This window comes from [Brevibacterium] flavum (assembly GCF_019317305.1).
In the GTDB taxonomy this organism is placed as follows: Bacteria; Actinomycetota; Actinomycetes; order Mycobacteriales; family Mycobacteriaceae; genus Corynebacterium; species Corynebacterium glutamicum.
On the sequence record NZ_CP079240.1, the window covers coordinates 1,434,483 to 1,454,913 of the forward strand.

General features: G+C 53.5%; 20 protein-coding genes, 5 tRNA genes and 1 riboswitch. Of the genes, 15 read left to right on the top strand and 10 right to left on the bottom strand.

Features of this window, described 5'->3' with window-relative positions:
- Nucleotides 1-648: 648 nt before the first annotated feature.
- The 3 genes from serA to KW808_RS06960 all read left to right on the top strand — a co-directional run bounded on the left by serA (nt 649) and on the right by KW808_RS06960 (nt 4,305).
- A complete protein-coding gene (gene serA / locus KW808_RS06950; RefSeq protein ID WP_003861451.1) occupies nt 649-2,241 on the top strand; it encodes a phosphoglycerate dehydrogenase in 1,593 nt (530 codons plus the stop codon).
- Nucleotides 2,242-2,378: 137 nt separating this feature from the next.
- Nucleotides 2,379-3,248, top strand: coding sequence for a YbjN domain-containing protein (locus KW808_RS06955; protein ID WP_003861453.1), 870 nt, complete (start codon nt 2,379-2,381; stop codon nt 3,246-3,248).
- 34 nt (nt 3,249-3,282) lie between these two features.
- A complete protein-coding gene (locus tag KW808_RS06960; protein WP_003861455.1) occupies nt 3,283-4,305 on the top strand; it encodes a 3-isopropylmalate dehydrogenase in 1,023 nt (340 codons plus the stop codon).
- A gap of 24 nt (nt 4,306-4,329) precedes the next feature.
- On the opposite strand, the gene KW808_RS06965 is transcribed toward KW808_RS06960, so the two are convergent.
- On the bottom strand, nt 4,330-5,346 hold the full coding sequence (locus KW808_RS06965) for an ABC transporter substrate-binding protein (protein ID WP_003861456.1): 1,017 nt from the start codon (nt 5,344-5,346) through the stop codon (nt 4,330-4,332).
- A gap of 136 nt (nt 5,347-5,482) precedes the next feature.
- Between KW808_RS06965 and KW808_RS06970 the strand changes: the two genes are divergently transcribed.
- From KW808_RS06970 to KW808_RS06985, 4 genes are read left to right on the top strand one after another with little or no spacing between them, the layout of a single operon-like run.
- Nucleotides 5,483-7,351, top strand: coding sequence for a CBS domain-containing protein (locus KW808_RS06970; RefSeq protein ID WP_003861458.1), 1,869 nt, complete (start codon nt 5,483-5,485; stop codon nt 7,349-7,351).
- Nucleotides 7,351-8,007: an exonuclease domain-containing protein gene (locus KW808_RS06975; RefSeq protein WP_003861460.1), complete on the top strand. Its 657-nt coding sequence runs from the start codon at nt 7,351-7,353 to the stop codon at nt 8,005-8,007. Before KW808_RS06970 ends, KW808_RS06975 begins: the two co-directional genes overlap by 1 nt.
- A 45-nt stretch (nt 8,008-8,052) precedes the next feature.
- Nucleotides 8,053-8,859, top strand: coding sequence for a fumarylacetoacetate hydrolase family protein (locus tag KW808_RS06980; RefSeq protein WP_003861462.1), 807 nt, complete (start codon nt 8,053-8,055; stop codon nt 8,857-8,859).
- Between the two features lies 1 nt (nt 8,860).
- Nucleotides 8,861-9,466 (top strand): class I SAM-dependent methyltransferase, encoded by a 606-nt coding sequence (locus KW808_RS06985; protein WP_003861464.1) that lies wholly within the window; start codon nt 8,861-8,863, stop codon nt 9,464-9,466.
- 374 nt (nt 9,467-9,840) lie between these two features.
- Here KW808_RS06985 and KW808_RS06990 read toward each other — a convergent pair whose 3' ends face one another.
- On the bottom strand, nt 9,841-10,971 hold the full coding sequence (locus tag KW808_RS06990; RefSeq protein ID WP_003861465.1) for an isochorismate synthase: 1,131 nt from the start codon (nt 10,969-10,971) through the stop codon (nt 9,841-9,843).
- A gap of 65 nt (nt 10,972-11,036) precedes the next feature.
- On the opposite strand from KW808_RS06990, the gene gltX reads away from it, so the two are divergent.
- Nucleotides 11,037-12,527 (top strand): glutamate--tRNA ligase, encoded by a 1,491-nt coding sequence (gene gltX / locus KW808_RS06995; RefSeq protein ID WP_003861467.1) that lies wholly within the window; start codon nt 11,037-11,039, stop codon nt 12,525-12,527.
- Between the two features lie 71 nt (nt 12,528-12,598).
- Here the strand turns inward: gltX and KW808_RS07000 are convergent, their stop codons facing one another.
- From KW808_RS07000 to KW808_RS07020, 5 genes are all read right to left on the bottom strand, one after another.
- Nucleotides 12,599-12,814, bottom strand: a complete 216-nt coding sequence (locus KW808_RS07000) for a helix-turn-helix domain-containing protein (protein WP_003861469.1) — start codon at nt 12,812-12,814, stop codon at nt 12,599-12,601.
- On the bottom strand, nt 12,815-13,288 hold the full coding sequence (locus KW808_RS07005) for a DUF2975 domain-containing protein (protein ID WP_003861470.1): 474 nt from the start codon (nt 13,286-13,288) through the stop codon (nt 12,815-12,817).
- A gap of 116 nt (nt 13,289-13,404) precedes the next feature.
- Nucleotides 13,405-13,929, bottom strand: a complete 525-nt coding sequence (locus KW808_RS07010; RefSeq protein WP_003861472.1) for an SRPBCC family protein — start codon at nt 13,927-13,929, stop codon at nt 13,405-13,407.
- An 83-nt stretch (nt 13,930-14,012) separates the two neighbouring features.
- Nucleotides 14,013-14,555 carry a TetR/AcrR family transcriptional regulator gene (locus KW808_RS07015; RefSeq protein WP_003861474.1) on the bottom strand — a complete coding sequence of 181 codons (543 nt, stop codon included), beginning with the start codon at nt 14,553-14,555 and terminating at the stop codon, nt 14,013-14,015.
- Nucleotides 14,556-14,802: 247 nt separating this feature from the next.
- Entirely contained in the window at nt 14,803-15,069 is a 267-nt protein-coding gene (locus KW808_RS07020; RefSeq protein WP_003861477.1) for an SRPBCC family protein, read from the bottom strand.
- Between the two features lie 196 nt (nt 15,070-15,265).
- Between KW808_RS07020 and KW808_RS07025 the strand changes: the two genes are divergently transcribed.
- From KW808_RS07025 to KW808_RS07050, 6 genes are all read left to right on the top strand, one after another.
- Nucleotides 15,266-15,337: transfer RNA gene (locus tag KW808_RS07025), tRNA-Gln, on the top strand.
- A 38-nt stretch (nt 15,338-15,375) separates the two neighbouring features.
- Nucleotides 15,376-15,448, top strand: a tRNA-Glu gene (locus tag KW808_RS07030).
- Nucleotides 15,449-15,513: 65 nt separating this feature from the next.
- Nucleotides 15,514-15,585 (top strand) — tRNA-Gln (locus tag KW808_RS07035).
- A gap of 37 nt (nt 15,586-15,622) precedes the next feature.
- Nucleotides 15,623-15,695: transfer RNA gene (locus KW808_RS07040), tRNA-Glu, on the top strand.
- A gap of 1,145 nt (nt 15,696-16,840) precedes the next feature.
- Nucleotides 16,841-16,963: a hypothetical protein gene (locus tag KW808_RS07045; RefSeq protein WP_003861478.1), complete on the top strand. Its 123-nt coding sequence runs from the start codon at nt 16,841-16,843 to the stop codon at nt 16,961-16,963.
- Between the two features lie 282 nt (nt 16,964-17,245).
- Nucleotides 17,246-17,318: transfer RNA gene (locus tag KW808_RS07050), tRNA-Glu, on the top strand.
- A 389-nt stretch (nt 17,319-17,707) separates the two neighbouring features.
- Here KW808_RS07050 and KW808_RS07055 read toward each other — a convergent pair.
- Nucleotides 17,708-17,902: a hypothetical protein gene (locus tag KW808_RS07055; protein WP_157676144.1), complete on the bottom strand. Its 195-nt coding sequence runs from the start codon at nt 17,900-17,902 to the stop codon at nt 17,708-17,710.
- A 179-nt stretch (nt 17,903-18,081) separates the two neighbouring features.
- On the opposite strand from KW808_RS07055, the gene KW808_RS07060 reads away from it, so the two are divergent.
- Nucleotides 18,082-18,816: a TRAFAC clade GTPase domain-containing protein gene (locus KW808_RS07060; RefSeq protein ID WP_230622929.1), complete on the top strand. Its 735-nt coding sequence runs from the start codon at nt 18,082-18,084 to the stop codon at nt 18,814-18,816.
- On the opposite strand, the gene KW808_RS07065 is transcribed toward KW808_RS07060, so the two are convergent.
- Both KW808_RS07065 and KW808_RS07070 read right to left on the bottom strand, forming a co-directional pair.
- Nucleotides 18,727-19,560: an IS5 family transposase gene (locus tag KW808_RS07065; protein WP_003861479.1), complete on the bottom strand. Its 834-nt coding sequence runs from the start codon at nt 19,558-19,560 to the stop codon at nt 18,727-18,729. The genes KW808_RS07060 and KW808_RS07065 overlap by 90 nt on opposite strands.
- 182 nt (nt 19,561-19,742) lie before the next feature.
- Nucleotides 19,743-20,093, bottom strand: coding sequence for a hypothetical protein (locus KW808_RS07070; RefSeq protein WP_144290611.1), 351 nt, complete (start codon nt 20,091-20,093; stop codon nt 19,743-19,745).
- A 214-nt stretch (nt 20,094-20,307) separates the two neighbouring features.
- Nucleotides 20,308-20,424: riboswitch (SAM riboswitch) on the top strand.
- The last annotated feature ends 7 nt before the right edge of the window (nt 20,425-20,431 follow it).

Below are 20,431 nucleotides of genomic sequence, written 5' to 3' on the forward strand. Positions count from 1 at the left end.
ACCGGACAGGATTGCCCAAAGTAGTCGAATTTCCAGTTCGTGGGCATGTGTGTTTGGTCAGGTTTAGTCGGGTCGAAAAATGAACTCGGAACCGGTAAAAAGTGACCTCACAGAATCGCTTCTAAGGGCCGTTCAAAGTGTTGCCTATACAAACACATGTTCTGACTGCCCGACCTCTTAAAATGGCGTTAAATGGCGCGAAATGGAAAACGCCTCGTGGCCTGGATGGAGCGTTAGTACGAGACCAGTACGAGACCAGACACACGTGACAAAAAATCCTGAAAAGTGGAATCATTGTCACGCCTGTCTGGCTTAGCTCTGGTTCGGGACGGGCGTGGAATGGAGGCAGCGCACCGAGACCTTGACCCGCGGCCCGACAAGCCAAAAGTCCCCAAAACAAACCCACCCCGCCGGAGACGTGAATAAAATTCGCAGCTCATTCCATCAGCGTAAACGCAGCTTTTTGCATGGCGAGACACCTTTGGGGGTAAATCTCACAGCATGAATCTCTGGGTTAGATGACTTTCTGGGTGGGGGAGGGTTTAGAATGTTTCTAGTCGCACGCCAAAACCCGGCGTGGACACGTCTGCAGCCGACGCGGTCGTGCCTGTTGTAGGCGGACATTCCTAGTTTTTCCAGGAGTAACTTGTGAGCCAGAATGGCCGTCCGGTAGTCCTCATCGCCGATAAGCTTGCGCAGTCCACTGTTGACGCGCTTGGAGATGCAGTAGAAGTCCGTTGGGTTGACGGACCTAACCGCCCAGAACTGCTTGATACAGTTAAGGAAGCGGACGCACTGCTCGTGCGTTCTGCTACCACTGTCGATGCTGAAGTCATCGCCGCTGCCCCTAACTTGAAGATCGTCGGTCGTGCCGGCGTGGGCTTGGACAACGTTGACATCCCTGCTGCCACTGAAGCTGGCGTCATGGTTGCTAACGCACCGACCTCTAACATTCACTCTGCTTGTGAGCACGCAATTTCTTTGCTGCTGTCTACTGCTCGCCAGATCCCTGCTGCTGATGCGACGCTGCGTGAGGGCGAGTGGAAGCGGTCTTCTTTCAACGGTGTGGAAATTTTCGGAAAAACTGTCGGTATCGTCGGTTTTGGCCACATTGGTCAGTTGTTTGCTCAGCGTCTTGCTGCGTTTGAGACCACCATTGTTGCTTACGATCCTTACGCTAACCCTGCTCGTGCGGCTCAGCTGAACGTTGAGTTGGTTGAGTTGGATGAGCTGATGAGCCGTTCTGACTTTGTCACCATTCACCTTCCTAAGACCAAGGAAACTGCTGGCATGTTTGATGCGCAGCTCCTTGCTAAGTCCAAGAAGGGCCAGATCATCATCAACGCTGCTCGTGGTGGCCTTGTTGATGAACAGGCTTTGGCTGATGCGATTGAGTCCGGTCACATTCGTGGCGCTGGTTTCGATGTGTACTCCACCGAGCCTTGCACTGATTCTCCTTTGTTCAAGTTGCCTCAGGTTGTTGTGACTCCTCACTTGGGTGCTTCTACTGAAGAGGCTCAGGATCGTGCGGGTACTGACGTTGCTGATTCTGTGCTCAAGGCGCTGGCTGGCGAGTTCGTGGCGGATGCTGTGAACGTTTCCGGTGGTCGCGTGGGCGAAGAGGTTGCTGTGTGGATGGATCTGGCTCGCAAGCTTGGTCTTCTTGCTGGCAAGCTTGTCGACGCCGCCCCAGTCTCCATTGAGGTTGAGGCTCGAGGCGAGCTTTCTTCCGAGCAGGTCGATGCACTTGGTTTGTCCGCTGTTCGTGGTTTGTTCTCCGGAATTATCGAAGAGTCCGTTACTTTCGTCAACGCTCCTCGCATTGCTGAAGAGCGTGGCCTGGACATCTCCGTGAAGACCAACTCTGAGTCTGTTACTCACCGTTCCGTCCTGCAGGTCAAGGTCATTACTGGCAGCGGCGCGAGCGCAACTGTTGTTGGTGCCCTGACTGGTCTTGAGCGCGTTGAGAAGATCACCCGCATCAATGGCCGTGGCCTGGATCTGCGCGCAGAGGGTCTGAACCTCTTCCTGCAGTACACTGACGCTCCTGGTGCACTGGGTACCGTTGGTACCAAGCTGGGTGCTGCTGGCATCAACATCGAGGCTGCTGCGTTGACTCAGGCTGAGAAGGGTGACGGCGCTGTCCTGATCCTGCGTGTTGAGTCCGCTGTCTCCGAAGAGCTGGAAGCTGAAATCAACGCTGAGTTGGGTGCTACTTCCTTCCAGGTTGATCTTGACTAATTAGAGATCCATTTGCTTGAACCGCCTTCCCATCTTTGAATTCATTCAAGGTGGTAAGGCGGTTTTCGCTCTTTTAATACAGTTTTAAAGGTAGATTTGGGAGAGAAGATTTCCCTTAAGAAAGGTTTTTAACAACCATGCCGCCTGCGACGCTGTCCAATGTTTTGACTTCAGCTGGACTTGACCCTCACCAGTCAGGTGATGCCATTGTTGTCGAGTCTGCCCATTTCACATTGACGTTCACGTGGGATGAGTGGCTGCGAGCTCAAGCGACGTGGGTGGGGGAGTTGAGTGCGTCGGATTATGTGCGTTCTATTGTGGCGATTAACTCTGCCCATGATGCACGGGCAACGCCGAAGATGATGTTGGATGCCCCGACTGGTCTGACAACGGTGCTCAAGGCGGATAAGGGTCAGTTGCAGGCGTTTGCCGTGGAGGCGTTGCCGATTGGCGATGGCCTCAGCGAGGCTCAGTTGGCGGGGTTTGTGGCTGCCGCGTTTGATGGCGCCATCGACCTCACTCGTGAGTTCCATGCACTTTACCCGGAGCGCTCGCCGCAGGAGCGCGGCTCAATGCTCAACATTAAGCTTGTCGACGCCTCCCCCTCCCAAACAGTTACGCCCGTGCGAGTAGCTAACTGGTTCATGGATCAGGGCGTGGAGGAAGTTCCTTATGATGCAGCTTCTGGGCGCATCAGCTTTGAGCTGGGTGACACCCCAGTGGATGTGATTTTGGATGACCCCGAGTTGTTGAAGATCCAAGCCGTGGTGGTTTCTGACCGCGATGTGGAAGCCACTGAAGTTTTACATTTGTGTAATCGAGCGAACCTGGATTCTGATCACTCCACCATTTTTATGCGTTCGGATGGGGATGATGTGGATTTCGTCGCCACGGTTGCGGTGCCGATTCGTGCTGGTCTGAACGATTTCCAGTTGAGTCAAGCCCTGCATGATGGGGTAGTGGGGGTTGTTGGGCAGGTACGAGCTGTGATCAATCAGCTACACTAGTGAAGTCCATATAGTGAGAAGGGAATCCCACAACATGAAACTTGCTGTTATTGGTGGAGACGGTATCGGCCCAGAGGTTACTGCAGAAGCCCTCAAGGTTCTAAACGCTGTCCGCGACGACATCGAGACCACCGATTATGACCTTGGCGCACGCCGTTACCTCAAAAATGGCGAGCTGCTCACCGACGAGGATCTGGCATCCCTGCGCGAGCATGACGCGATCCTTCTTGGCGCTATCGGTGCACCAGGTTCCGTCCCTCCAGGAATTCTCGAGCGCGGTTTGCTGCTGAAGATGCGATTCGCACTGGATCACCACGTGAACCTGCGCCCATCCAAGCTGTACGACGGCGTGGAGTCCCCACTGCGTAACCCAGGCAAGATTGATTTCGTTGTGGTCCGCGAAGGTACCGAAGGCGCCTACACTGGCAACGGTGGAGCAATCCGCGTGGGAACCCCTCACGAGATTGCCAATGAAACCTCCGTGAACACTCGCTACGGCGCTGAGCGCGTTATTCGCTACGCATTCGAGCTGGCACAGAGCCGCCGCAAGAAGCTCACCCTCGTGCACAAGACCAACGTCCTGGTTCACGGTGGTGGCCTGTGGCAGCGCACCGTAGATGAGGTTGCAAAGGAATACCCAGAGGTAGCCGTCGATTACAACCACATCGATGCAGCAACCATCTATCTGGTCACTGATCCTTCCCGCTTCGATGTGATTGTTACCGATAACCTCTTCGGCGACATCCTCACCGATGAGGCAGGCGCAGTCTCTGGCGGAATTGGCCTCGCAGCATCCGGCAACATCGATGCCACGGGCACCAACCCTTCCATGTTCGAGCCAGTCCACGGCTCTGCACCAGATATCGCAGGCCAGGGAATCGCAGACCCAACGGCAGCAATCCTATCCGCTGCGATGTTGCTGCGTCACTTAGGTGATGAGGACAACGCAGTACGTATTGAAACAGCCATCGCGGCTGATGTGGCTGGCCGAGATAACTCTCAGCCGATTTCTACAACTGAGGTGGGAGACCGCGTCGTTAGGGCGCTGCAAAGCTAAATTTCGAGGCCTAACCCCTTATCTTTATGGTGAGGGGTTCACTTTTCGGTATGGGTTGAATTGGTTGGTGTAAATACTTGCTGGATTGATATCGGGGACGTCGTATTGGCGGTCAATCCAGTGGGACCACATGCTGAACTCCCTATCACTGAGCACTCCACCTCGGGTTGCGATGCCCGAATGCTCCCAATATCTAAAGCTGGATATTCTATCACTCTGACCATGGGCTTCGAGGTAGTTGAAATAAACTTCGCGCACTTCTTCAGGGGAGTGGGATCGTTCAAACTCGATTGCCTGAGCTACTCCATCCACTAATTCTCCAACCACTGCGGGGTGCTCGTCGATGAGTTTTTGCGACACCACCATGCAGCCAGTGTTGAGTTCCTGCACAAGGTCTGAATCCTCTGCCAAGATCCGAAAATCTCCAGTTTCAAGCGCTTGGTGTTTAGCGCTATCGGTGACCCAAATTGCATCAACTTGCCCCTGGTAGAGGCGTTGTTCTAAGTACTCACCGGGTAATGCACGTTGAGTGACGCTCACGATCTCAGGTTCGGTGAGACCGGCGTCGAATAGATGACGCTCAACCATCGCAGATCCCAGAGCACCGAGGGTGTTTATGCCAACTGTTTTGCCAATGAGATCGTGCACTTCGTGTATCTCACTGTCTTTAAGGACTAGAAGTGCAGAAGAAGAATCGTGGGAAATTCCGTAACTTGCGGCCACTGCTTTGATGGGCGCACCGGTGGCTATCTCTCCTGCAACAAGGCCAATGAAAGGGACTGCCGCGAAGTCAATGTCATCCTTTTTGAGCGATTCAATGGACTCAACGCCGCCTTGTACAGATCCGACTACTTGGAGCTCAATGTTGTTCAAATACCCAAGCGCAACTGCTAATTCCACGAAGTTTAGATTGAAATCAGAGACCTGATACCGCAGCACAGTGGATTCTTTAGTGTAGGAGTCAGGAGGCTCTGGAACGCATGACACTAACAACGTGATGCCAAAAAGTACGAAAAAAGTACGAATGAAAGTGAAGCTCATCGAACGTTGATGCATGGAAGTTACTTTCGCTAAAGCAATATAACGCACTTTAACATATTTCCCCCCCATCTTTTTGTTCTCAAATTTATTTGTACTCGAATGCAGGATTTCGAGACAATGAGGCAGTTTTTCTTTTATGGTTAATCTCATGTCGGTCGAACTCGAAGAAATCCGAGATTTCTTAGCAGGATTTGAACCTTTCGCGCAGCTACCAGCCGAGGAACTAGATCAGTTACCTGGAAAAATGAGCTTGCGCTATTTTCGGCGTGGGGAAGAGATCATCCCAATTGGTGTGCCCAATCATTACATGGGGGTAATCAGATCGGGTGCCATTGATGTTCTTGATCAGGAGGGCGTACTGCTGGATCGCCGTGACGCGGGGCGCTCGTTTGGCTATTCCACGATGGGGCCAGAACGAAATTCTCGGTACCGTATGGTTGCCGTGGAAGATTCCTTGGTGTTGCGTCTGGGGCGTGATGATTTTGATGAGTTAGCTAAGCGCAACCCTGATCTGAACCGTTACTACTCCAGCTGGTCGAAGCGTATCCGCGCCGCTGCTGATCAATTGCGCCAAGAATCTAGTTCGAAGGTGCTGCGCACGAAGTTGGGGGAGTTCAAGATCGCCAACCCGATTTCCTGCAGCCCGGACACCACGATCATGGATGCTGCCATCAAGATGGATGAGTTCGGAGTGTCTTCGTTGCTGGTGCAGATCGATGGGGAACTCAAAGGCATCATCACCGATCGCGATATGCGCAGCAGGGTGGTGGCGAAGGATTTGGATATTCAGCTGCCGGTCTCTGAGGTGATGACGGTGGATCCGCGTTGCGCGACCTCGCAGGGGTTGGCTTTTGAGGCCATGTTGTTGATGTCGGAGCTGCGTATCCACCACTTGCCGATTGTGGATGATGGCCAAATCTCCGGCATCGTCACTGCAGCTGACATCATGCGCTTGCTGCGCCACGATCCGATTTACCTCACTGCTGATCTGTCGCGAAAAAACTCCGTGGAGGAATTGGCCAACACCTTCCAATCGGCAGCGGAGGTGGCTTCGAGATTCATTGATCGGGGAGCTTCTGCGGAGGAAGTCAGTAGCTTGCTCACCGTGGCTGCGGACTCTTTGGCAAGAAGGCTCCTTGTTCTTGCCGAGCGGAAATTTGGTGCACCGCCAGTGCCGTATTGCTTTGTGGTGGTGGGCTCGCAGGGCCGGAAAGAAATGGGACTGGCCTCTGATCAAGACAATGCCCTTGTTCTGGACAATTCCTACAATGACCGCGAGCATGGACAGTATTTTGCAGCGCTGAGTGAATTCGTGTGCCAGGGCCTCGACCGCGCAGGACAGGTGCTGTGTCCGGGTGACATGATGGCATCCAATCCGGAGTGGCGGAAAACTGCTGACCAGTGGATCTCCACCTTCCATTCCTGGATTACAGCGCCGGAGCCGGATGCGTTGCTGCATGCCCAGACATTCTTTGATTTCAGGGGAATTTACGGCGAAGTTGAGATGGCCAAGGAAGTCCATCAAAATGCTGTGAATATGGCCAGGGGTGCGCGTCGAATGCATGCACACTTGGCTAGTCTTGCGGCCCGGCGCGATCCTCCGCTGGGGTTTTTCCGTGGTCTTGTGGTGGAGCGTTCTGGTGAATACGGCGCGACGATGGATATTAAGAAGGGTGGCACCGCGGGCATCGTGCAGATGGCGAGGCTGTATGCGCTGGCCACGGGTAGTGATGCGATTGGGACTCGGGAGCGGTTGATTGCTGCGTCGGGCCATGGTCAGGTGTCGCGTAAGGGTGCGCAGGATTTGTTGGATGCCTTTGATTTCTTAGCGGCGATGGCGTTCCAGCACCAGGCGCGGTTGATCAAGGTGGGGGAGAAGCCGAACTATCACATTGATCCCAAGACGTTGGGCAAGATGGATCGGGAGCATTTGCGCGATGCATTTTCCATTATTAAAGATATGCAGTCGGCGTTAGCTACTAAATATCCGGTGAGGAACATCTAGTGTTGGGGCGTCGAAAAGCGAAAATACGGCGCGCAACCGGCGCGTTGCAGGAGTTTTATTCTGTGCCGCGGCCGGGTGCGTCGACAAGCATTAAAGACCTGAAGCTGCTGGCTGTGGACGTGGAAACGACGGGCCTGAAGCCCCACCGGCATCAAATTGTGTCGATTGGGTGGGTGCCGATTAACGGCGACGTGATTGATCTGAGTGGCGCGGGGTATGTGGTGATTCGCGGCAGCGAGGGGTTTTCGGTTGGCTCGTCTGCGGTGATTCACCAGCTCACCGACGATGAAATCGCCGCGGGTATCGACATCAAAGACGCGCTTGGCCAACTGCTGCAGGCGCTCCAGGGGCGTGCCATGCTGGCGCATTTTTCGCCCATCGAGCGCGATTTTATTTCGGCCGCATGCCTCAAGCATTTCGGAACGCTTCTCGACGTCCCCCTCGTGGATACTTTTGCCATGGAACGCCGCCACATGGAGAGGATGTCCACCTACCCACGTGGCGAAGACCTCCGGCTTGCACGTATTCGACAACGATATGGTCTTCCCAATTACTCCAATCACCAGGCATTAACCGACGCTTTGGCGTGCGCCGAGGTGTATTTGGTGCAGATCACGCACCTTCGGGCGAACACCCTCAAAGATATTTGGGAATAGGGGTCATCGTGCAGGCCCCCACACCCAACGCGTAACATAACGGTCATGCGTTTTGGACGAATTGCCACCCCAGATGGAATGTGTTTTTGCTCAATTGAAGGCGAAGGCGATGATGTAGCTAACCTCACCGCCCGTGAGATCGAGGGTACCCCCTTCACTGAACCAAAGTTCACCGGTCGCGAATGGCCACTTAAAGATGTACGCCTGCTGGCACCAATGCTGCCAAGCAAAGTCGTCGCGATTGGCCGTAACTACGCCGATCACGTTGCTGAGGTGTTTAAGAAGTCCGCAGAATCACTACCACCAACCCTGTTCCTGAAGCCACCAACAGCTGTCACCGGACCAGAGTCCCCAATCCGAATCCCTTCCTTTGCCACCAAGGTGGAATTCGAAGGTGAGCTCGCAGTAGTTATCGGCAAGCCCTGCAAGAACGTCAAGGCTGATGACTGGAAGTCTGTCGTTTTGGGCTTCACCATCATCAACGACGTCTCCTCCCGTGACCTCCAGTTCGCCGACGGCCAGTGGGCACGCGCTAAGGGCATTGACACCTTCGGCCCTATCGGACCATGGATTGAAACTGACATCAACTCCATCGACCTGGACAACCTGCCCATCAAGGCACGCCTCACCCACGACGGCGAAACCCAGCTGAAGCAGGACTCCAACTCCAACCAGATGATCATGAAGATGGGCGAAATTATCGAGTTCATCACCGCCTCCATGACCCTGCTCCCAGGCGACGTTATTGCAACCGGCTCTCCAGCAGGCACCGAAGCAATGGTTGACGGCGACTACATCGAAATCGAAATTCCAGGCATCGGCAAGCTGGGCAACCCAGTTGTGGACGCCTAAAATGGATCACCACCATCACGATCATGGGGAGAAGCGTCCGTACGACCAGGTCACCCCAGAATCCATGGAGAATCAATACACCACCACGGAACAAGTCTGGAGCGGCAACCCCAACCAAGCACTCATCGCCTACTTGGGTGAAGAGCCAGCTGAAGGCACCGCACTAGACATTGGCTGTGGCGAAGGCGCTGACCTCGTGTGGCTGTCCTCCAAGGGATACGCCACCACCGGCATCGACTTCGCACCAACTGCAGTGAAGCGCGCGAAACAAAACTCCCCATCAGCCGAAGTCCTCTTGGTATCATTCACCGAATTCGCCATCGAATCCGGTCGCCAATTCGACCTCGTCAGCTGCTCGTACGGCCAAATCCCAGCCAACGACACCTCCGTCGCGCAACTGGAAAACCTCGTCGCACCCGGCGGAACCCTCCTGTTCACCCACCACGACTTTGAATCAGAATCCGCAGCAACCCCAAAGTGGCTGTCGGAAAACCTGAGCGAAGCCTTCCGTGTCGAACTAGTGGAATCCTTCGAACGTGACATCAAAACCGGCGCTGGCGCACACCACCACGTGGACATTGTGCTCAAGGCAACGAAGGTTGATTAAGGTTTTTTAGTGGGTTTTTGAGGCCACCCGGGATTACTCGGGTGGCCTTTAGTCACGTTTGGGGTCTCTATTAAGGGCTTATGGTGACTTGCGGGGCTTTCCGAAGCGTTAAGTTCGATTTCACGGTTTCGGTTTCTTATGCTCAATACCTTCCGCTCAATTTCTCAAGCTCAATTTCAGTCGGAAAATGGGGTTTTTCCTAGCGAAATCGCCGTTAAGAAATTGAGCGCGAGAAATTGGAATTGAGAAACCGCTCCCATGAACTTGCCAATGAGAAATCGTCACCGAGAAATCGTCACCGAGAAATCGAACTTAAGGAGGGGAGAGCTCCCCTAAACCCAGCTCACGTGAAGTCAGTGTTTTAAGACCACATCTCACAAACCAAGCGAGCGCATGATGGTTTGGAGCTTCGCGGTGGTTTCATCAAACTCTTCTTGGGCATCTGATTCGGCGACGATGCCTCCGCCTGCCCATGCTCTGGCCCAGGTTCCGTCTTCGGATACTTCGGCGCAGCGGATGGCTACCATGTATTCGCCGTCTCCGGTGGAGTCACACCAGCCGACTGCTCCGGCGTAGAAGTTTCGGGGGGATTCTGCTTCGATGATGAGGGCTTCGGCGGCGTCGGTGGGGGTGCCACAGATCGCGGGGGTGGGGTGTGTGCGGATGGCTAGTTCTAGTGCGGTGATGTGTGGGTACTTGAGGGTGCCAACGATGGGTGTTGCGAGGTGCCACATTTCGTTGGTTTTGGTCAGTTCAGGAACTGTTGGGGCGTCGAATTGTGAGCACAGTGGTTCCAGGATGGTGCGAAGGTGGTTGACCACGTAGGAGTGTTCTTTCAGGTTCTTGGCACTTGCCAGGAGGTTTTGTCCTTGGGCTTCATCGCGCACTGGATCGGCAAGCCGTGGTGCGGAGCCGGCCAGTGGGTATGCGGTGATGGTGGAACCTTGGCGTTTGATCAGGACCTCGGGGGAGGATCCCACCAACATGTGGCCGTCAAAGTCGGGGCCTGCAGGGGTCAGGTCGGCGATGAAACCGTCCTTGTTGTGGGAGTTATCAATCAAACGGGCGGCCACCAGCAGGGGATCAACGGGTGGCTCGAAGGAGATGTCCACGGCGCGCGCGAGCACAACTTTGTTCAGGACAGTGTTGTTGATGGTGCTGATGGCTGCATTGACGCGTCGTAAATGCTCAATCGGTGAGGGATCAATTCCTGCGACGCTGGCGTGCAGTACTGAGCCTGGTCCAAACCGGTAGTAGGCGTGGGGTTCTAGGGGGCCGTCTTCGCGGATGATGTGTTCTGGGACAGTCAGCGCTGCTGGTTTGTCCCGTTCGAAGGGCAAAGCACCCACCACCATGGCTACGCGCCCTTGTTTAAGGGCGTCTACTGCCTCCCAGGGATCGGTGAATACTTCTTTTGATCCTTGGGTGCGCACAGACCCGTGGCCCCTGGATAAGAGGAAATCTGGGGCGGTGTTGGGGGCAGAGGGGTTGCGGTGGGCAGACATGGTTAGCCATTCTAATCCCAGTAGAACTGGGGTAAACGCGCGGGCGGTGGGTGCGGGCTATTAACATGGCCTGCATGACTGATGTTCGTGTTCGTTTCTGCCCATCGCCCACCGGCACCCCACACGTTGGACTTGTGCGCACCGCGCTGTTCAACTGGGCATATGCTCGCCACACTGGAGGCAAGTTAGTTTTCCGTATTGAGGACACTGACGCTGCCCGCGATTCCGAGGAGTCTTACTCCGCCATCATCGATTCCCTGCGCTGGTTGGGAATGGACTGGGATGAGGGTGTGGAAAAGGGCGGCCCGCATGAGCCCTACCGCCAGTCACAGCGCAAGGACATCTATCAGGATGTGCTGAAGCAGCTTATCGACGCCAGCGAGGTCTATCCTGCTTACTCCACTGCCGAAGAGGTTGAGGAGCGACACAAGGCTGCTGGCCGCGATCCTAAGCTTGGCTACGACAACTTTGACCGTGATCTCACCGAAGAGCAGGTCGCAGCATTTGAGGCTGAGGGGCGTAAGCCTGTGTGGCGTCTGCGCATGCCAGAGCAGGATTGGAAGTGGACTGACCTGGTCCGCGGTGAAGTTGAGTTCAAGTCGTTCACCCAGCCTGACTTCGTGGTTGCTCGTTCCAACGGTGAGCCTTTGTACACCCTGGTCAACCCTGTTGATGATGCGTTGATGGAAGTCACCCATGTGCTGCGTGGTGAGGATCTTTTGCCATCGACTCCTCGTCAGCTTGCTCTGTATGAGGCGCTCAAGCGCATTGGCGTGGCAAAGGCCACCCCAGCCTTTGGTCACCTGCCATTCGTGATGGGTGAGGGCAACAAGAAGCTGTCTAAGCGTGATCCACAGTCCAGCCTGTTCAACCACCGTGACAACGGCATCATCCCAGAGGGCATGCTCAACTACCTGGCGCTGCTGGGTTGGTCACTGTCTGCTGATCAGGACATTTTCGGTGTCGATGAGTTGATCGCTAACTTTGATGTCGCTGACGTGTTGGGCAACCCAGCTCGCTTTGACCAGAAGAAGCTTGAGGCTATCAATGCGGATCACATCCGACTTCTGGAGCCTAAGGATTTCGAGGGTCGCCTGCGCGCGTACATGACTGAGTACACCGAGTTCCCAGCGGATTACCCAGCTGAGAAGTTTGCCATTGCTGCGGAGCTGGTTCAGACCCGCATCAAGGTGCTCAGCGAGGCCTGGGATCTGCTGAAGTTCCTGGTCACCGCTGACGAAGATCTGGTGCTCAATGAGAAGGCAGCCAAGAAGAACCTCAAGGAGACCGCTGTTGAGCCTCTCAACGCAGGTATCGCAGCGCTGGAGGCAGTGGAGGAGTGGACCACTCCAAACATTGAAGCAGCGTTGAACAAGGCTCTCATTGAGGATCTTGGCCTGAAGCCTCGCGTGGCGTTCGGTGCGTTGCGCATTGGTATCTCCGGCGAGGCTGTATCCCCACCACTGTTTGAGTCCATGGAGCTTTTGGGCAAGGAATCCACGTTGGTTCGTCTGAAGGCTACTCGTGAGCAGACCCCATTCGTGGTCGCTGAGTAAAACCTGTAGATGAACAAAAGCCCGCCTCCGTTCAGAATTTCTGAGGGAGGTGGGCTCTTTGCGTTTCGGGTTTAGTTGTGGAGGGAGACGTCGTAACGCAAAATGTCGCCCGGCTGGCAGCCGAGCTCGCGGCAAATGGCCTCCAATGTGCTGAAGCGTATCGCTTTTGCGCGCCCGTTTTTTAAGACCGAGAGGTTGGCTGGGGTGATGCCGATTTTTTCGGCGAGTTCGCCGACGCCCATTTTGCGGCGGGCGAGCATGACATCGATGTCGACGGTGATGGCCATTTAGATCACCGATTCCAGTTCTGTGGAGAATCCGATGGCGCGGGCCAGGAGTGTACGCATGATTTTTACCAGCAGGGATACGCCCGTGATGAGCATTGCGAGGATGAGGCCGAAGACGATGGCTCCGGGGGCGTCGTCGACTTCTGCGACGATGTAGGCCATTGGGAGGAGGAGAACGGCGCCGGCTGCGATGGTGATGGCGATGCGATCAACCCAGGCGAGCGAGTGGGCGTCGAAGATTTCATCGTCTTCCACGAGGCGCAACAGTGCGAACAGGCAGACGATGATGAACTGCACGAGCCCGAAACCGATGATCACGAAGCTCGCGAGAATGGTGAGCGGGATGGGGGAGAGTTCGCCGGAGTTGAGGCCGCCGCGCACGATTTTGATGGCGAGTAAGACTTGCAGCACCAACAGGGCGAGGAAGGCTGCGCCGAAAATGATGCGAAGCAGCATGAGGATGCGGGGATTCATGGGGAACCTTTCAGACATGCGCCGTGGATGGTCATATCGTTTCAAGATGTAAATCTATCGAAAAACGATATTTCTACGCAAGCTTAAAACCCCCACGTTATGTAGGGGTTGGAGGTTTACTCGGCTTCGATCAGTGCTTTTAGCTGGCGATTTGAGTTCTCTTTAATCCGGCTGATGCTGGCCAAAAACGGCACTCCGGGGGACAACACGCCACTGAAAGACATTGATTGATCCACCTCGGTGCGGCCATCTTCCAAAGGCTTGAGCTCGATCGTGTCGGTGACGGTGAGCAGCCAACGCGCAACAATTTTGGTGGACCACGTCAGTTCACGATGCGGACGCAGCACGTCGATGGTGGGGCGAAACTTCAAAGTGAGGCGATTGGTCTCTGGATGCCGCGTTTTCATCTTGAGCTTCATGCCCTGCTCGATCTGACCAGGCGCCTGTACGTACAGAATGTGCTCATTCCACTCCGGCACGCGATTGGTCTCCTCGATGAAATCCCAGACCTTTTCCACCGGCGCATCAATCTCAATGGAATTATCGGCGCGCAGCGGAAGTGCACGGCTGACCGCCCAAGAGGACAAAGCTGCAATTCCTGTCCAGAAAATCAGCGGCAACAACAGTGCTGGAAACGGCATTGGGGGAGGTTCCCTTCAACTTCGGGGCTTAGTAGAGACCGGATAGGGGCTTGCGATCTCCCCACAGCATAGCGCCTTTTTGCTCAGTCTTGGTTGAATACTTGTGTGTCAAATGCCCGCGCGCCGATCTCCCACATGCCATCCGCGGGGGATCCATTGTTGGGGCCGGCGAATCGGGCGTCGATCTCCAGGATGGCCATGCCGTGCGCGAATGCCCACAGTGCTTGACCCTTGATCGGATCATGGCCGGTGACCAGGTAAAACGGTGTGACCGCCCAAGTTTCTAAACCCTCTGGAAGTAGCTCGCGGGGGAACTCTGAACTGGTGAGAAGCCGGTAAATATTTGGATTTTCCCGAGCCATGGAGCGGTATTCCGCAAGCAAATCCTCCACACTTTCACAATGTTCATGCGGTCTTTGCCCCAGCTGAATAAATGCCTTCGTGGCGATGTGTGCGGCGATATCCTCGCGCGTTTTTACATGCTTGTACAGCGATGGCGCCTTGATATTTAGCTCCGCGGCCAGGGTTCGCATGCTCACATTCGCCCAGCCACATGTTTCCACCAACCGCCACGCGGTATCAATAACTTCCGCTAGGCGGCCAGTGGGGGGATCGGGAAAAATCACTGCTTAGACTCCACAAAATTTGCAAGTGCTTTATTGGATGTCTCAAATGATGCCCCCAAATCCATAAACAGTGGGGCAAACATCCCGAGAATCCCCGTAAAACTCTCCGACTGCGTCACCTTCGTGCTCTCGTCTGCAGGCTCCAGCACAAACGAATGGTTGCCGTCCATTAGCCCGGGAAACGCCACATGTCCCAGCCAGAGCAGCTCGCGGGCGGGTTCCGCCGCGAGGATGGTCGGAGTAAAGCTTATCGACGAACCCCCTCCTCGTTTGTAAATGCCACGGTGTTCCCAACCACCGCTTCACCACTGAAAGACGTGATGGTGGGATGCCACTGCGGGAAGGACTCTAGATCACTCAACACCTCCCACACCTGATCTGGTTGGGCATCGATGGTGATTTCTCTGGTGGTGGTTGCAGGTAAGAGCTGGCTTAAGCCAAAGGAGAGTGCGGGTAGAGCTATGACAAGGCCAAGTGCGATGAACAAGATGCGGGACTGCTTCTTTGTTTTCATGAGCTTTCATCTCTCGTGATGTGTTGGGCAACTAATCTCCGGGCTAACGGTGTTGGCTAATTTTGGCTAGAGGGTATTTCCTGCAATTTTCTAACCCGGCAACCTGCAGATTTGGCCGTATTGCATGGTTGTGGTTATAGTATTCCTCGTTGAACAGCGCGCCATGCGAGTTGCTTGGAGCGTGAATTATTAACATTGGCCTATGGTGTAATTGGCAACACAACGGTTTCTGGTACCGTCATTCTAGGTTCGAGTCCTGGTAGGCCAGCTGCGATCAGCTGGATAAACAATTGATCGTGTCCTAATGCCCCGTTCGTCTAGCGGCCTAGGACGCCGGCCTCTCACGCCGGTAACACGGGTTCAAATCCCGTACGGGGTACTCCGCATCATCTATTGCGGTAAGTTTTTAAATGTTTTACAAGGTTTACAATCTTGAAAAACGATTGGCCTATGGTGTAATTGGCAACACAACGGTTTCTGGTACCGTCATTCTAGGTTCGAGTCCTGGTAGGCCAGCTGCGATCAGCTGGAAAACAATTGATCGTGTCCTAATGCCCCGTTCGTCTAGCGGCCTAGGACGCCGGCCTCTCACGCCGGTAACACGGGTTCAAATCCCGTACGGGGTACTCTTAAAAGCATCCACCCTTCATCAATTGAGGGTTGGATGTTTTTGTGTTTGCTAACACATCTGACATCACCCCCTCCCAGGACAAATGTACGGGCTCATGTAGCAGGGGATTTTAAAAATGCGGGGGTGAAAGATCTCCAGCGGTTGCGGAGTTAAATCGCAAAAGCCTTTACCGAGATTCGGTCTCGGGTTAAAGTCAGGTTCATACAGAGAAGTTCATAGCCGATCACCAACAAGTTGTTGCTCTAACCAGCACAAATGCAACTTTGGAGGCTTCGGAAAGGGCGCTCTGGAGTCAATGGAACCGACCAGTAAAAGGAGAGTGTATGGCAGTAAGTGGAATGAAAAAGAAGTTCGGACGCAACGACGCCGTCCTCCCGGCAGCTGGCATCGCCATAACCAAAGATTCCAAGCGCTAGAGATGCGTGAATCAGGAGCTCGCCCCGACATGACACATCGTTGCAGCCAACTGACACCCAACTTCTCCTTCTTCAACAACCCACACTCGGCACATTAAGCCCGCAGCGGGCAACAGCGGACGCAACGACGAGAACAATTAACTCGAGTTGACGAAACCTCCGCACCGACGCCGGAAAGCGGTGGCAGCAGGTTGAAGCCACTGTGAGGAGTTGAGAGGGTCAGTCAGAGAACTACACAACGACCCTTATAAGCCCAGACACCTTCATTCGAAACCATTATTCGAAAGAGGGTGTCGTTACAGGTTTTAGGGGCCTCTTATCTTCATTGGGTATCGTCACAGTGTGGATTATGGGCAGTTTGGGGGAGTGCTCGAAATGGGGCCTGGGGGTCCATTTAAGCAGTAGCGCCGGAATACTTTTTCAACCAGAGCGTGCAGTAACTCAATAAGATCTCCACGCAATTCGAGCTCGATGCCCGCAGGCGCGATTTAAGAACTGTTCTAATACTTGTGTGCTTTGAATTTTGCTGAACGTCCCGCAAATCAAAAAACAAGCCATGCGGAAGTATCGGTATTCGTCATTTCACGAAGAGATAACGACAACTAGCGATCACCGACTCTGAGATCTGTGCTGGGGCACGCCATTATGGGGCTTATACATCACGGATCTAGTTAGATTCCAGGATGGGAAACTGGAGCCGCTAAGAAATTCTTCATCAGCCAATGTGCAGAAGTTACTTCGCGACCGTGAATTCTTGATGGAGCAAGTTGTTGGTCTGGGCGCAGAGCTGCATGCCCTAGGATGTGAAAACCCAACGTTGATCGCGATGGGCAACGTTGTTTTCTAGGCATTGTCCAAACCGGATGTGATTGATGAGCTCAGAGCAAAGCTCGGTTCAGATACAAGGGCTGTCAAAGTAACGCATTACTCGAAAGGCGCTGGAATTTATCACGATGACTATATGGCACGAGTTTTTGGAGAGCTGAAGCATCATGGGACCATGTGGGGTGGGGAAGGGTCTAGCTGTTTTTACGGGTTTATAACTCACTGGAAAAAAGTCACCTGACCTCGTTATTTGTATGAATAGCATTTCGTGGTTTATTGTTATCGAGTCGTAAAAAACGAACAAGCCCCGTTCGTCTAGCGGCCTAGGACGCCGGCCTCTCACGCCGGTAACACGGGTTCAAATCCCGTACGGGGTACAAATTAAAGAAGCCACTCAGTGAATTTCACTGAGTGGCTTCTTTTTTCATTGGGTAACTCTATCGACTTCAGAACATTCTAGATAGAACATGGTTATAGATAAGGAGTGTCTCACGCCTTCAATAAAGGTGTTGTGCTGACTCCATCAACAAATTGCACCACTCGAGAGCAACCATTCAGAGCGCAAATGGAAGAACGAGCACTGCAATTGAAAGCGCAAGCAATCCAAGGTAGTTAAATCAAAATGCCTGTCCAAGGAAGCGTGCTCGTATATGAGCAACGGCAGGAATTAAGAAATAGGAGATCACTCCGATGTTGGCTGCTAGGGCAATACCGGGTATCCAAATCCCAGCGATAAGTCCAGTTGCAGGGAGTAGTTTGATGGCAATTAGTGTCCACCACCAATCGCGTGGGGGAGCCGGCACGCTGGGTATGTTCGCTCTCGATCATCGTGTCGAAAATCTGTACTACTAGTGCATTTTTGTCGCCTACTGCCATTAACTGTTCCAGTGCTTACACCAGCTAATTCAGCGATTCCTCGAATTGTTATGGCAGCAAAGACCAGTTCCTGGAAAAGTTGCACTGCAGCCTTGAGAACACGTGCCTGCGTCGCCTGTTTAAGCCGCTTGCAGTTGGAATCTGCTATTAGTCATCCTTTGAATGAACATGTTCATTTTAGTATCAGGTTCGAGACAGAGATAGCCCATCACTTTCGGGAGGATTTCAATTATGTGGTGGCCAATTACAGCTAGTATGAAGCAAATGAATAACTCCGTAGATCAACAAATCGCCCTCTTTGGTCAATCTGGTAGTGGCAAAACCGCCCTACTTTGCTCTTTTTATGGCGCTGCACGAGATTCAACTCAAAGTGAAGGTCAGCTATTTGAACTCAGTGCAAAAGATGATCGGCATACCAAACTAATGAAGATGTATCTGGGAATGAAAGAAGATTCCCTAGCGCCACCCCAAAATAGATTCGAGTCTCATAAGACTGTCTTTTCCCTAAAACAGAAAAACATCCCAATTAAGGATGCTGCTAAATCTGATCAGGTGAATCTCACTTGGCATGATTATCCAGGTGAATGGTTTGAGGGTGGAGCTGTAACGGACTCGGAAAAGCAGGATAAAGTTGAAACGTTTAGAAATCTGCTGGGCTCAGATGTAGCGCTATTTTTAGTTGACGGTCAAAAGCTGCATGATTACGCCAATGAAGAGGAGCGCTATCTTAGCTATTTATTTGATGGATTCATTGAAAACCTAAATCAGATCAAAGATGCAATCCTGGAGGATGGGAAACAGCTCCAACAGTTCCCACGAATTTGGGTAATTGCTTTATCCAAAGCTGATCTATGGCCAGATCTCCAAGTAAAAGATTTTGAGAATCTACTTAGAGATCGCGCGGATAGGTCAGGGTTGTTGGGTCGGGCGAGTCTCCCAGCGATAGGTGCACCAGGCCTCCCGGACCAGCCGGCGAACAACGATCACGGCGTTGGCTAAAGAAATGAACGCTTCAATGACCCGGATGCGACGTTCGGTACACACCTGCAGTTTCTTGAACCCGCGGTTATGCCACGAGTTCGTCCGTTCCACCACCCACCGGGCCCCGGCCTGCAACGGGACCCCTTTCTGGCTGATCACCCACTCGCAGCCAAGTTCGGTCAACAGACTGCGGGTCTTGCTTGAGTCGTATCCGGCGTCCAGATGCACGGTGATTTGATCGGGCAGGGCGAGTCCGAACCGGCCTAGTTTCTCCAATGTCGGGCGCAACAACGGTGAGTCATGCCGGTTGGCACCGGCGACCACGCACCCAAGCGGGATACCTGCGCCGTCGACCAGCAGGGAGCGTTTCGTGCCTTGTTTGCCCCGGTCAACCGGGGATCGCCCGGCGGCTTCACCACCGCAGGGGGCTTTGACGATGCACCCGTCCACGCTTAAGTTTTCCAGATCGAGTCCGACGATACGGTCGTAGAATTCCAAACAGATCTGTTCCAGCTGCTCGAAGATGCCAGCGGTGATCCACTCGTCCCGGCGGGTGCGCAAGGTGGTGGCCGAGCATGTCGTGTCGGCGATCTTGGCATAGGAGGCGCCGAGGACGAGGACCTGGATGAGCTTGTCGAAGATGATCCGGTCCGGGATGCGTGGGCGGTGGCACCGAAGTGGGTGGGTGTCGGTCACGGGTGGGATCAGCGCGGCGAACTGGCACCAGAGGGGGTCGATGATAGAGGATGGAAGGGCAGGCACGAGTGCTCCTGAGTGGTGTACGTTTTCTTGGTCGAATCCGTATCTACCAGGCCTCGTGCCTGCTCTTGTTCACCACCCCACCGTGGCCCCCTGTATCTTTCTATCCGCGCAATCTCTTAGTGGCATTTTTCTCAATCCAAGAGGCGACATTAAAAACTGCTGAATCAAACATATTGAGGTTCCTATCGTCGACGTCTAAATGGGACTTGCTGAGCGGTGATAATTTTCCCAGGAGAATCGTTTGTTTTAGTTCTTCTTTTGGCGGTTGTTAGAGCTTTTTTGAACTGTTGAGCAAATCTAAAATAGCTATCATCTTCAAACCAGAAGGGGCCACGAGCAGATCGTAATTGGGCGTCAACCCTGTTTCTTAAAAGCACTTCTACATGTTGTATATCTTCTAAATATGGTTTAGATAACTGGGTATTCCAGATGTAAAAACCTTCGGGATTTTCAGAATTTCGGTATGTATTCATTCTAGGGATGGAGAACCACTGTTCGAGCTCTGCGATAGATGTAGGGGAGTTGCCAGTCACGTCTCCAAGGTCTTACACTTAGGATTCCTAAGCCCCGGAGTGATCCCTACCATTTTGGTACATCACCGGGGCTCTTGTTTTTTCTTCAAGCGCTCGTATCTGATGTCCTGAATAGAGTGGCTAGGGTATCGGTGAATCCATCGACACAAAAGGATTGGGACATTATAAATTCGGCTTGCATCTAGACCAAGCTGTCTGCTAATGTCGATTTTACGATCAAGAAGATCAGCCGCAAGCCCTTCGGCAGGCTGACTGGCAACCGCGCATCGCGCACGGTGCCCCCGAAGGAAGATCGGCTCTGTACTCAAGAGAATGCAGAGAAGAGCGATTTTTTGAAG

Coding starts and splice junctions, on each gene's coding strand:
- KW808_RS06985 (WP_003861464.1), top strand. CDS start 8,861: ATGGATCACCACCATCACGATCATGGGGAGAAGCGTCCGTACGACCAG.
- KW808_RS07010 (WP_003861472.1), bottom strand. CDS start 13,929: ATGCCGTTTCCAGCACTGTTGTTGCCGCTGATTTTCTGGACAGGAATT.
- KW808_RS07060 (WP_230622929.1), top strand. CDS start 18,082: ATGAATAACTCCGTAGATCAACAAATCGCCCTCTTTGGTCAATCTGGT.
- gltX (WP_003861467.1), top strand. CDS start 11,037: ATGGCCTGCATGACTGATGTTCGTGTTCGTTTCTGCCCATCGCCCACC.
- KW808_RS06960 (WP_003861455.1), top strand. CDS start 3,283: ATGAAACTTGCTGTTATTGGTGGAGACGGTATCGGCCCAGAGGTTACT.
- KW808_RS07005 (WP_003861470.1), bottom strand. CDS start 13,288: ATGAATCCCCGCATCCTCATGCTGCTTCGCATCATTTTCGGCGCAGCC.
- KW808_RS06990 (WP_003861465.1), bottom strand. CDS start 10,971: ATGTCTGCCCACCGCAACCCCTCTGCCCCCAACACCGCCCCAGATTTC.
- KW808_RS07020 (WP_003861477.1), bottom strand. CDS start 15,069: ATGAAAACAAAGAAGCAGTCCCGCATCTTGTTCATCGCACTTGGCCTT.
- KW808_RS06955 (WP_003861453.1), top strand. CDS start 2,379: ATGCCGCCTGCGACGCTGTCCAATGTTTTGACTTCAGCTGGACTTGAC.
- KW808_RS06970 (WP_003861458.1), top strand. CDS start 5,483: ATGGTTAATCTCATGTCGGTCGAACTCGAAGAAATCCGAGATTTCTTA.
- KW808_RS07000 (WP_003861469.1), bottom strand. CDS start 12,814: ATGGCCATCACCGTCGACATCGATGTCATGCTCGCCCGCCGCAAAATG.
- KW808_RS06980 (WP_003861462.1), top strand. CDS start 8,053: ATGCGTTTTGGACGAATTGCCACCCCAGATGGAATGTGTTTTTGCTCA.
- KW808_RS06965 (WP_003861456.1), bottom strand. CDS start 5,346: ATGAGCTTCACTTTCATTCGTACTTTTTTCGTACTTTTTGGCATCACG.